At 65.0% G+C, this 12,174-nt stretch carries 10 protein-coding genes; 9 read left to right on the top strand and 1 reads right to left on the bottom strand.

Annotation, left to right across the window (positions count from 1 at the left end):
* Positions 1–5: 5 nt before the first annotated feature.
* A complete protein-coding gene (locus tag OTER_RS12280) occupies positions 6–1,055 on the bottom strand; it encodes an ATP-binding protein (RefSeq protein WP_012375241.1) in 1,050 nt (349 codons plus the stop codon).
* 156 nt (positions 1,056–1,211) lie between these two features.
* On the opposite strand from OTER_RS12280, the gene OTER_RS12275 reads away from it, so the two are divergent.
* The 9 genes from OTER_RS12275 (at position 1,212) to OTER_RS12235 (ending at position 12,096) form a co-directional block, all read left to right on the top strand.
* Positions 1,212–1,793, top strand: coding sequence for an ECF-type sigma factor (locus OTER_RS12275; protein WP_012375240.1), 582 nt, complete (start codon positions 1,212–1,214; stop codon positions 1,791–1,793).
* 269 nt (positions 1,794–2,062) lie between these two features.
* Complete coding sequence (locus tag OTER_RS12270; protein ID WP_012375239.1) at positions 2,063–2,875, top strand: glycine-rich protein; 813 nt, start codon at positions 2,063–2,065, stop codon at positions 2,873–2,875.
* 170 nt (positions 2,876–3,045) lie between these two features.
* A complete protein-coding gene (locus OTER_RS12265) occupies positions 3,046–3,963 on the top strand; it encodes an ABC transporter permease (RefSeq protein ID WP_012375238.1) in 918 nt (305 codons plus the stop codon).
* 132 nt (positions 3,964–4,095) lie between these two features.
* Positions 4,096–5,001, top strand: a complete 906-nt coding sequence (locus OTER_RS12260) for an ABC transporter permease (protein ID WP_012375237.1) — start codon at positions 4,096–4,098, stop codon at positions 4,999–5,001.
* Positions 5,002–5,169: 168 nt separating this feature from the next.
* Complete coding sequence (locus OTER_RS12255) at positions 5,170–6,927, top strand: ABC transporter ATP-binding protein (protein ID WP_012375236.1); 1,758 nt, start codon at positions 5,170–5,172, stop codon at positions 6,925–6,927.
* A gap of 192 nt (positions 6,928–7,119) precedes the next feature.
* Positions 7,120–7,506, top strand: a complete 387-nt coding sequence (locus OTER_RS12250; protein WP_012375235.1) for a DciA family protein — start codon at positions 7,120–7,122, stop codon at positions 7,504–7,506.
* A gap of 390 nt (positions 7,507–7,896) precedes the next feature.
* Complete coding sequence (gene rpsO / locus OTER_RS12245) at positions 7,897–8,163, top strand: 30S ribosomal protein S15 (RefSeq protein ID WP_012375234.1); 267 nt, start codon at positions 7,897–7,899, stop codon at positions 8,161–8,163.
* Between the two features lie 352 nt (positions 8,164–8,515).
* The gene (pnp, locus tag OTER_RS12240) at positions 8,516–10,708 is read left to right on the top strand and encodes a polyribonucleotide nucleotidyltransferase (protein ID WP_012375233.1); all 2,193 of its coding nucleotides are present in this window, start codon (positions 8,516–8,518) and stop codon (positions 10,706–10,708) included.
* Positions 10,709–10,932: 224 nt separating this feature from the next.
* A complete protein-coding gene (locus OTER_RS12235; protein ID WP_012374564.1) occupies positions 10,933–12,096 on the top strand; it encodes a helix-turn-helix domain-containing protein in 1,164 nt (387 codons plus the stop codon).
* Positions 12,097–12,174: the final 78 nt, after the last annotated feature.

Raw genomic sequence — 12,174 nt, 5'->3', positions numbered from 1 at the left:
CGCAGTCACTCGCGCAGCTGACTGGCTTCCGCGGTAACATGCTGCACTTCGACCGTGAACCAGAAATTGGAGCCGCAGCCCTCGACGCTGGTGACGCCGATTTCGCCGTGCATGAGCTCGGCGAGCCGCCTGCAAATCGCGAGCCCCAAGCCGGTGCCGCCGTAGCGGCGCGCCGTCGAGCACTCGGCCTGGACGAACGGCTGAAACAGCGAAGCCTGCGCGCATCGCGGCACGCCAATGCCGGTGTCGATCACCTCGCAGCGCAGCTGCAGCCCCTCGGCCGTCGGTCCATCGAAACGCACCTTCACCACCACGCGTCCGCGCTCGGTGAACTTCACCGCATTGCCCACCAGGTTCAGCACGATCTGCCGGAGTCGCAGCGGATCGCCGCGCACCCGCGTCGGCACGGCACGGTCGATTTCGAGCGAGAGATCGAGTTTTTTGTACGCCGCGGCGTCCGCGTGCAGCATCATCGCGTGCTGCAGCTCCTCGACGAGGTCGAAATCGATTCGCTCCAACACCAGCCGCCCGGATTCGATCTTCGCGAGATCCAGCACGTCGTTGAGGATCGCGAGCAAGGCCGCACTGCTCACCTGCAGCGTCTCAACCAGCTCCGCCTGCTCAGGGTTCAGCGCCGTGTCGCGGAGCAGGTTCGCCACTCCGATCACTCCGTTCACCGGCGTCCGGATCTCGTGGCTGAGATACGCCAGAAACAGGCTCTTCGCGCGGTCCGCCGCCTCTGCCGTCTCTTTGGCGGCGCGCAGTTCGTGCTCCACCCGCGCCCGCCGTCCGATCTCCACGCAGAGAGCTGCATTCTTGGTCTCGAGTTCGGCGGTGCGAAGGCGGATGCCGTGCAGAATCTCGCGCTTCCGGGTGCTCTCCCGTTGCAGTAGGATCCACCGTTCCGTGAGCCGGTGCCCCAGCCACGTGATCCAACGGCGCAGCCAGTGCCGGCCGGTCCGGGGCTGCGAGGAAGCCGTGAACAAGGCGGACGCTAATTCTTCGCTGGTTGGATTTCCGGCGGTGGCAATGGGCAGCGGCTCGAGAATGCTCATGCCTTTCAAAGCGCGATTCGCGCGCGAAAGGGGCCAGACGCGCGAAATCTGTGCTGTAGCCGGCCTCGCTGAGGCCGGCCGCCGGGGTCAGCGACCCCGGCTATAGTCCGCAACCGATGCTTCACATCCGCCCGTCGCGCGCTCAGGCTGTGGCGCGTGAAGGACGGAGAGATCACGCGCGTGCTGCAGCGGATCGAACAAGGCGACGCCCACGCCGCCGAGGAGCTGTTGCCTCTCGTCTACGCCGAGCTGCGCCGGCTCGCCGCCGCCCGCCTGGCGGCCGAAGCAGGCGGGCAGACGTTGCAGCCGACCGCCCTCGTGCACGAAGCCTGGCTGCGATTGGGCGGCGACGCCCAGCCGCAGTGGGCCAATCGCGCCCACTTTTTCGCCGCCGCCGCCGAGAGCATGCGGCGTATCCTGATCGACAATGCCCGACGCAAAAAGGCGGAGCGTCACGGCGGCTCGCTCGCGAAAGTGAGCGCGAGCGCCACCGGCTTCGACGTGGCCGCTCCCGAGGCCGACGACGAGGAGTTGCTGTTGATCAACGAAGCTCTCGAAGCCCTCGCCGCGCACGATTCCCGCAAGGCCGAACTCGTGAAACAGAAATACTTCGCCGGACTCACGCTCGAAGAGGCCGCTGAGGTGCTGGGCATTTCGGTCCGCACCGCCAAGCGCGATTGGGCCTACGCTCGCGCCTGGCTGTTCAATGAAATCCAGCGGCTGCGCGGCTCGGCGTAAACTGACTGATGGGGACGCGACGCCCTCGTCGCGTCTTCGGCGAAAACCGCGACAAGGGTGCCGCGGCGCCAGGTGGAGCGGCTTGCCCTCAAGCCGCTGGTGTAGTGGAAGCCGCCAAGCTCTCGTCGAAACGCTGACGCGTTCAGCTCCCCCAAACCAATGCGTCGGGGCAACGCGCGTCACCACCGCGTTTCGTTCCGGCCCTCACGCTTTGTGTTGAGTCCAACGGCGTTCGTCCACAGGGTCAGCTCACCCCAGCCCGCGCTTCGATGAAGCCCGCGACCATCGTCTTTTCCGCTACCGGCACCATCCAGACCTATCGCGTGGAGATGCCTGGCATGTATGCGATTGAAGCCGCTGGCGCTCAAGCCGGCGCCACCGTAGTCGACTCCGGGGCGAAAGGCGCACGACTCAGCGGCATGTTTTCTCTCAAGAAAGGCGACCTCCTCAAGATCGTCGTGGGCCGTCGCGGCGCTCCCGCCAACGCGCCGCACCAACTGCTGGGCGGCAGCGGGGGATCCTCGCTGGTGTGGACCGGTTCGTCGGATTTGCCCCAGCCCATCAAGCTGATGCTTTCCGCGCGCGGCGGCAAAGCGGCGCACGCTTCGCCGGTGGCCGCGAGCATTGCCGCCGATGTCGGAGGCTGGATGATGCATCCGGAAATTGATCCGGCCACCACCCAGGCGCTGTCGACACAGTGGACGCGGGTTGCCGAAACCCGCAGTGACAGCACGCTCGCGGACCACGTCCGGATCGACCGCGCGGGCTACAATGCGGGCGCATTTCCCAGTGCCAGGCCCAACGTCCAGGAAGGCGACGGCTTTGTCTCGATTCGACCGGTCATGGCTGAATCCACCGACTCTGAATCCGCGCCCATCCTGTCGGAGCAACCTGCGAGTCACAATTCCGGCGGGACCCGCTCCGCTACCGGCGGGCAGGTCCTCAGCAGTTCCGCGCCGGCAACCGCCGCGGTCCCTCCGCCCACCAAAGCTCCCTCGCCAACGGTGCTGCCGCAAGTCGCGCCACGCGCCCGCCTGCTGGATCACCTGCTGCGCAGCCGTCGCCCCGGAAAGCGCGAGTAGGCGGAGCGGGTCGCGCCCACCTGTAGGGGCCGGCCGCGGGAGCGCAGGGATCTCGCGCGGGAGAAGGACTACGAGGACACACGCCAAACGGAACGCGAGCAGCCCCCGCTCGCAGGCCGCATTTGAGCTTTTCGCCTTTTGCTTTCCGCTTACAGCTTGAGGCTCACGCCATGCTCCGTTTCATCGCCCGCCGCCTATTCGAGACCATCCCGGTCTTGTTGGTCCTGATCACGGCGACGTTTTTCATGATCCGGTTCGTACCCGGAGGTCCGTTCACCGCGGAAAAAGCCGTCACGCCCGAAGTGCTGCGCAACCTCGAGGCCCACTACGGACTCGATCAACCGCTGCACCGACAATATCTCGACTACCTCCGCAGCCTCCTGCACGGCGATCTCGGGCCGTCCTTCAAATACCCCAACCGCACGGTCAACGAGATCATCGCCGACAAGCTCCCCACCTCACTCGAACTCGGCGCGTGGTCGTTGCTCGTCGCGCTGGGAATCGGGCTGCCGCTCGGTGTGTTGGCGGCGGTGAAGCGCAACACTTGGCTCGACTACCTCGCCTCCTCGTCGGCGATGATCGGAATCTGCGTGCCGACATTCGTCATGGGCCCGCTGCTGGTTCTGCTCTTCGGGATCCAGCTGCGCTGGGTCAACGCGTCCGGCTGGTATGAACCGGTCGATCGCGTGCTCCCCTCGCTCGTGCTCGGATTCTTTTACGCGGCCTACATCATGCGTCTCACTCGTGGCGGCATGCTCGAGGTGCTGCACCAGGACTACATTCGCACGGCGCGCGCCAAGGGCGCCAGCGAAGCCCGCGTAATCTTTCGGCATGCGCTGCGCGGCGGCATCCTGCCCGTCGTGTCGTTTCTCGGGCCGGCGATCGCTGGCATTCTCACCGGCTCGTTTGTCATCGAGACGATTTTCCAGATTCCCGGGCTCGGCCGCGAATTCGTGAACAGTGCCTTCAACCGCGACTACACGCTCGTACTCGGCACCGTCATCCTTTACGCGGTGCTCGTCGTCGCGATGAACCTTGTCGTCGACGTCGTTCAGGTCTGGCTCAACCCGAAGCTGAAGTTCGAGTGAAGAACCACCCCCCGAATCACGCCAATGCACGCGAACAAAGTCATCGCCGGTGCTGATCGTCCACACGCGATTCAACGATCCGGCTGTCTTTCACTTTCGCGCCGATTCGCGTGATTCGCGGGCTTCCTTCTGATGCGTTCCCTTTCTCCCGCCTCTCTTCCCTCCGCCGAGCTCGCGCCCGACCAGCTCGAGCAGGGTTCGTCGTTGTGGAGCGATGCGCTGCACCGGCTGCGGAAAAACCGGTTGGCGGTCTTTGGCGCCGGCGTGCTGCTCGTGCTCGCACTGCTCTGCGCGTTCGGCCCGCTGTTCGCGCAATCCTACCAAGAGCAGAACCTGGAGCTGGGCGCCATGGCGCCCAGTGCCGCGCACTGGCTCGGCACCGACACGCTCGGCCGTGACCTCTTTTCGCGCGTGCTCTACGGCGGCCGGATCTCGCTCACGGTCGGATTGGTCGCGACGTTCGTGGCGCTGACGATCGGCGTCACCTACGGCGCGGTCGCGGGCTACTTCGGCGGCAAGACCGATATCGTGATGATGCGGATCGTCGACATCCTCTACGCGCTGCCGTTCACGATTTTCGTGATCCTGCTGATGGTGTTCTTCGGTCGGAACATCTTCCTGCTGTTCTTCGCGATCGGCGCAGTGGAATGGCTGACGATGGCGCGGATCGTTCGCGGTCAGGTGCTCTCGATCAAGAAAATGGAATTCATCGAGGCCGCACGCTCGCTCGGCTTCGGCAAGCGCCGGATCATTTTCCGCCACATGATCCCGAACATCCTCGGCCCGATCATCGTCTACGCGACGCTCACGATTCCGGCGGTCATGCTGCTCGAGGCGTTCCTCAGTTTCCTTGGACTCGGCGTGCAACCGCCGATGAGCTCGTGGGGCGTGTTGATCAAGGACGGCGCGGAAAAGATGGAGGAGTTCTGGTGGCTGCTGGTGTTTCCCGGCGGGATTTTTTCGCTCACGCTGTTTTCGCTGAACTTCCTGGGCGACGGCTTGCGCGACGCGCTCGACGTGCGCTCGTCGAAAGATTGAGGTTCGGAGGTGGCACGGGCGTCCCGCCCGTGGACGGCGCTCCGCGCCGCCAGCTTGAGCAAGGCTCCTGATCACGCGACACGGGCGGGACGCCCGTGCCACGCACCGATTCCCCCGCAACTTTGGGTTGGCACACGTCCCGAAAGCTCCGTTTGATCCTTCGCCCACATGCAACGCTTCCGCCCCTATTTCCACTACCTGCGGCCGCTGCGCGGGCAGTTGATCTTGGCGCTGTTCTGCTTGTGCATCTATTCCGCCGCGAGCGGCTTCGGTCTGCCCACGATGCTGCAGATCGTATTCAAGCCGATCTTCGAGGCCGAGGCCCGCAACCTCACGGTCATGGAGATTGCCGGATTGGCCATGATCATCCCGGCCGTGTTCTTCCTCCGCGGCATCTCGGGCTATTTCAGCTCCTACCTTTTCCAATTCATCGGCACGCGCGTGCTTGAGGGCATCCGGCTCGATTATTTCCGCAAACTCCAGGTACTGCCGCTGGCCGAACTCCAAAAACACGCGGCCGGTGATTTCACCTCGCGCGTGATCAACGACGCGCAACAGGTCCAGACCGTCATCACCGCGCTCGCCAACGACGGCATCAAGCACCCGCTCACGCTGGTCGCCGCGGTCGGTTTCGTGATCTACGCCGCGTTCCACAGCAACGTCGGCATCGCCGTCCTGTGCCTCGCCATCGTGCCGCTCTGCGTATTCCCCATCCGGTTCGTCGCGCGGAAGGTCCTCCGCCGCGCCCATCAGGCCCAGGCGCAAATCGGCTCGCTGTCCTCGCAGGTCACCGAAAACCTGGCCGCCGTGCGCGAGGTGCGCGCCTTCGGACTCGAAGAGCGCTCCACGCAGCGTTTTCACGCCACGAGCCGCGAGCTGTTCGCGGCGCAGCTGAAGATCGTGAAGTATGCCCAGGCGCTGAATCCCATCATCGAGGTGATCTCCGCCGGCGGCATCGCGCTGACGCTCATCTTCGCCTACGAGAGCGGCGTCACCCTCACGGACCTCACCGCGGTCTTGCTGGCGCTCTACATGTGCTACGATCCGGTCAAGAAGCTCGGTTATCTCAACACCGATCTGAAACGGGGCGCGGCCGCTCTCGACCGGCTCGAGCCGGTCCTTCACGCCCCCGTGGCCATCGCCGATCCGGCCACTCCCGTGCCGATCACCCGGCTCCGCGGCGACATCGCGTTCGACCACGTGACATTCGCCTACAATGGCGGCGAGCCGGCGCTGCGCGATGCTTCGATCACCATCCCCGCGGGGACGGTTTGCGCGCTGGTCGGTCCCAGCGGCGCCGGCAAGACCACGTTCGCCAACCTGGTGCCGCGCTTCTACGAAGTGGGTGCCGGCCGTGTCACCGTTGATGGCCACGACGTGCGCGCGCTCCGGCTCGCGGACCTCCGCCGCAACATCGCGATCGTCTCGCAGGACCCGGTGCTGTTCAACGACACCATCTACAACAACCTCTTGCTGGGCCGGCCCGACGCCACGCGCGAAGAAGTCGTCGCCGCGGCCGTCGACGCGCATGCCGACGAATTCATCCGCAGCTTTTCCGACGGCTACGACTCGACCGTCGGTGAGCGCGGCGCGCTTTTGTCGGGCGGACAAAAGCAGCGGCTCGCGCTGGCCCGCGCGTTCCTGCGCAACGCCCCCATCCTCATCCTCGATGAGGCGACCTCGGCGCTCGATTCGCAGAGCGAGCAGATGATTCAGGAGGCACTCAAGAAGCTCGTGGTGGGCAAGACCGTGCTGATCATTGCGCATCGGTTTAGTACGATCCGCGACGCGACCATGATCCTCGTGTTCGACCGCGGCGAGATCGTCGCGTCCGGCGCCCACGCCGAACTCTACGCCGGCAACGAACTCTACAAGTCGCTCTACGATCAGCAGAATGTCGGCGCGACGATCGGCAACGGGTTGTAGGTTGTGTAGGGGGAGCCTGGGAGCGCGGGCATCTCGCCCGCACGTTCGGCTCCGGGTTCTGGATTTGAGTTCGGTGTTTCGATGCTCGGCGTTCAGCGTGGGAGTCCTCGGGCGCAGCAAGCCTGCGCCCCGACACGTCAAGCCCCGCGCTTTCCGCTTTCAGCTTTCCGCCTAGTGCTTACTGCTTCTGTCATGCCCGAAGAGCCGCCACGTCAGCTCAGCAAACTCGCCGAGGAGCTCGTCGGCGACTTGCGCGGCTTGGGCTCGGCGGAGCCACGTCGCTCGGTCAAACGCCCCACGCAGGACCTCAAGTCGGTCGTGGAGCAGCTGGTCACCAAGTATCACATCGGCCAGGAATCCGCGGAGCAGACGATCCGCGATCACTGGGTCGAAATCGTCGGCGCCGCCAACGCCAGCTACTCGCATGCCGCGAGCATTGAGCGCAACCGGCTGCTCGTCCTCACCAGCCACTCGGTCGTGCGGAACGAGCTGTTCCATCACCGCGAGCAGATTGTGGAGCGAATCCGCCAACTGCCCGGCTGCGGCGGCGTCAAGTCGTTGAATTTGCGCGCGGGGTAGTGGCGCTGGTGCGGCACGGGCGTCCCGCCCGTCTGTGGCGCGCATCTTTTGCCAGCGTATCGCGGCGCGGCTTGCCTGTCGTAGCCTTACCAGGCGAAGTCGGAAACGCCGTCCACGGGCGAGACGCCCGCGCCACCGCGACCGCATTTAAGCCACTTCGCATCCGCAAACTTTCTTCACGAAATTTGCGCTTGCTCCATCCCGGCTGATTCCAGACTGTCTCGCCCTTGCGTCAGTGGAAGTCCGCCGGTTGCGGACTCCCACCATGATTGGTCCCGCTCCCGCGGGATTGGAACGGTGACGCCGGCAAAGCCGCGATTACGGTCGAGGCGAAGCGGGCGGCACGGAGCCGCGAGGCTCCCTACAATCGTGAAATTCAACCCATAAACCATGTCCACGACCGTCGTTAAACCCGAAATCATCGCTCAGTATAAGACTCACGACAAAGACACCGGCTCGTCCGAGGTCCAGGTCGCGTTGCTCACCGCCCGGATCAACCACTTGACCGAGCACCTGCGCACGCACCGCAAGGACTTCCACTCGCGCCGCGGTCTGCTGCAGATGGCCAGCCGTCGTCGTAAGCTCCTCGATTACCTCAAGAAGCACGACCTGCCGAAGTATACCGAACTCCTGCAGAAGCTGAACCTCCGCAAGTAACCCTTTCAGTCACACGGGCGACCCGATCCGCGGGTCGCCCGTGGTTTTTTCCGACACTCGATTCCGACCGGGACATTTCCGTTTGTTGCCAGGTAGGGCGCGTTATCCTTAACGCGCCGCGGCGGATTAAGGATAATCCGCCCTACCCGCCAGACACCAAACGGAAATCTCTCGCGTTGGAGCGGGGATGACGAAGCGGGTTGTCGCCTAGTTCGACCAGAACCCCACCGCAGTGGCTCCATGCCGCTGCCGTCCCGCACCTGCGGGACCCGAGTTGCCGCCAGTCGTGTGTTGCTGGCCCGGCTCGTTCCTATCCGCAGACACAGCATCCGATCCGAAACGAATCGATAGAATGAATCAGAAATACTCCGTCACGGTCCCCGAGTTGGGGATCACGTTCTCCACCGGCTCCATCGCCCAGCTCGCCAACGGCGCCGTCAATGTCCAGGTCGGCGAGACCAACGTGTTTGTTACCGCCTGCGTCGCGCAGACCACCAAGCCGGGCCAGGATTGGTTCCCGCTCACGGTCGACTACCGTGAAAAATACGCCGCCGCCGGCCGCTTCCCCGGTGGTTACTTCAAGCGCGAAGGCCGTCCGTCGGAAAAGGAAATCCTCACCTCCCGGCTCTGCGACCGTCCGTGCCGCCCGCTCTTCCCCGAGGGTTTCCTCAATGAGGTCCAGATCATCGGCCAGCTGTTCTCCGCCGATCTGGTCAACGAATCCGACATCTCGATGGTCAACGGCGCCAGCGCCGCACTCGCCATCTCCGATATTCCGTGGAACGGCCCGATCGCGGCCGTCCGCGTCGCCGAAATCGAAGGCAAGTTCGTCGCCAACCCGACCATCGACCAGATGTTCGCCTCGTCGCTCGACCTGATCTACGTCGGCAACGAAAAGGACATGCTGATGATCGAAGGCTCCGCGGACCAGATCCCGGAAGAGCGCTTCATCGAGGCGCTGGCGTTCGGCCATGAGTCGATCCAGCCGATCCTCAAAGCCATCAAGGAACTCGTCGCCCAGTGCGGCAAGCCGAAGGGCACGTTCCCGCTCGTCGGCGCCACGCCCGAGGCCCGCACCATCATCGAGCGCGTCGTCCCGACCGAGCGGCTGATCGAAGCGATCTTCGGCAAGGAAAAGGCCGTCCGCGCCAACGCCGTGAAGCTGCTCAAGGAAGAGGCCAAAGCGGCGCTCACCGCCGAACTCGGCGAAGGCAAGTTCACCGACGTCGACTTGAACGTCGTGTTCGAGGATCTCCAATACAAGGCCTACCGCAAGACGGTGCTCGAACGCGGCGTCCGCGCCGACGGCCGCGGCCAGAAGGACATCCGTCCGCTGCAGGCGCAGGTCGGCGTGCTCCCGCGCGTGCACGGCTCCGCCATGTTCCAGCGCGGTGACACGCAGAACATCGCGCTCACCACGCTCGGTCCCACCAAGGATGCGCAGGATCTCGACGCCCTCACCGGCGGCGTGAAGTCGAAGTCGTTCCTGCTCCACTACAACTTTCCGCCGTTCTCCGTCGGCGAAACCGGCCGGTTCACCGGTCCGGGCCGTCGCGAAATCGGCCACGGCGCACTCGCCGAGCGTTCGCTCGTCCCGGTGCTACCGCCCGAGGATGTGTTCCCCTACTCGATCCGCGTCGTGTCCGAGATCATGGCCTCCAACGGCTCGACCTCGATGGCCTCGATCTGCGGCGGCTGTCTGTCGCTGATGGACGCCGGCGTGCCGATCATCGCGCCTGTCGCGGGCATCTCCTGCGGTCTGATGACCCAGAACGCTTCCGACGGCTCGATCGAGAAGTGGGTCACGATCACCGATATTCTCGGTGAGGAAGACCACTTCGGCGACATGGACTTCAAGCTCGCCGGCACCAGCAAGGGCATCACCGGCTTCCAGCTCGACCTCAAGATCAACGGCCTGCCTTTCGAGATCGCGAAGACCGCCATCATGCAGGCACGCGACGCCCGGATGGAAATCCTCAAGGTCATGCTCGGCTCGCTGCCCGCGCCGCGCGCCGATCTCAGCAAGTACGCCCCGCGCATCCAAACGATCCAGATCGATCCGGAAAAGATCGGCCTGCTCATCGGGCCCGGTGGCAAGACGATCCGCCGCATCACCGAGACGACCGGTGCGCAGATCGACATCGCCGAGGACGACTCGGGCAAGGTGTTCGTTTACTCGAACAACGCCGAGGCGATGAACCGCGCCATCCAGGAGATCGACTCTCTCTGTGGCGGCGGCGGTCCTGGCGGCAGCAAGGGCCCCGCGATCGAGGTCGGCAAGATCTACACCGGCCGTGTGACCGGCGTGAAGGAGTTCGGCTGCTTCGTCGAGTGCACCCCCGGCAACGAGGGCCTGTGCCACGTGAGCGAGCTGGCCGACTTCCGTGTCCGTCGCACTGAGGACGTGGTGAAGATGGGCGATTCGATCACGGTGAAGTGCATCGGCATCGACGAGCGTTCCGGCAAGGTTCGCCTCAGCCGCAAGGCCGCGATGAAGGAACTCGAAGCGCAGAAGCAGAGCAGCGAAGCCGCTCCCGCGCAGTAATCACCAGCCATGGGGACGCGACGCCCTCGTCGCGTTCCTCCGTCTCTCCAGCGCCGGTCTCCCGACCGGCGCTTTTTTGTAGCGGCAGGCCTCCGTGCCTGCCGTTTCCGCGCGACTGCGGTCGCCCCGGCCGTTCCGGATCGATCCTGCGGGCAGGAGGCACAGTGCCACATATTCGTTTACACTTAGTGCCATAAATCCGCTGACACTTTTTCTGGGGTGCGATGCCCTGGAAGATCAAAACGGCGGAGCAGCAGCGTCAGGCTCTCGCTCGGGAGATGACGCGAGGCACGGTGTCGGTGACCGCGTTGTGCGCGCGGTTTGGCGTGAGCCGCACGACCGCTTACAAGTGGGCGGCGAGGTATGTGGCTCAGGGGGTAAACGGGCTGGTTGCGCGACAACCGGGCCGCCCCAAACAGGTGAGCCAGGCGTTGGCGCGGTGGCACGCGCGCGTGTTGCTCGCGCGTCAGGCGCGGCCCAGTTGGGGTGCGCCCAAGTTGCGGTGGTGGCTCGAGCGGACGCATCCCGGCGAGCGAGTGCCGTGTAGCCGGACGCTCCACCGGTGGCTGGTAGCCGCCGGTCGCGTGCACCAGCGACGTCGCAAGCTTAGAGCCGGACCGGGGCGGCCCGCCACCGTGCTCGCCGAGCGAGTGAACGCGGTCTGGACCGCGGACTTCAAGGGAGACTTTTACACCAAAGACGGAGCGTGGATCTTGGCTTTAACGGTGCGCGATCTGTACAGCCGCTTCATGCTTACGGCCCATCCCGTGCCCCGGCAGAGCGAGCCGGTGGTCCGCCGCGTGTTCGCGCGGCTGTTCCGCCGCTTCGGCGTGCCGCAGGCGATTCGGGTTGACCGCGGCACGCCGTTTTGCGGCAGCGGGCCGTATGGCCTGACCGCGCTGAGCCTATGGTGGCAGCGGCTGGGCATCGAAGTGCAGTTTGTCAGCCGCAAACGCCGCCTCGACAACAACGCTCACGAGCAGATGCACCGCATGCTCAAGGCCGAGGCCGCCACGCCCGTGTCCCGCTCCTACGGCGCGCAAGTCCGACGCCTGCAGCGCTGGTGCGGCCGGTACAACCACGACCGTCCGCATGAGGGTTTGGCCGGACGCACTCCGGCCAGCCTCTACCGCCCGAGCACCCGGCTGCTGCCCCGACTCGTGCCGCCACAGTACCCGCTCGGCTGCGTCACTCGCCGGGTCAGGCCTCACGGCTACGTGAAGCTGGACGGCAGCCATCGCCACATCGGTCGGGCCTTCGTTGGCCTGACCGTGGCGTTCACCCCTTACCGGCAGCTTTACCGCGTACACTTCGATTCCCTCCTGCTGGGCACGATCGACCCGCGGCTAACCAGATCCGGCCTCGTCCCCGTTCGTAGGTTCAGGTGAGGGAGGGGCTGCGCCCCTCCCTCAACCCTCCCCAAGCCTCATGGCTTCCTCTTCAAGACAAACGAACCCGGCTTGGTG

The sequence above is a fragment of the Opitutus terrae PB90-1 genome (genome assembly GCF_000019965.1).
Taxonomy (GTDB): domain Bacteria; phylum Verrucomicrobiota; class Verrucomicrobiia; order Opitutales; family Opitutaceae; genus Opitutus; species Opitutus terrae.
Note: the sequence above shows the minus strand (reverse complement) of the source record. Positions and strands in the feature narration are given on the sequence as shown.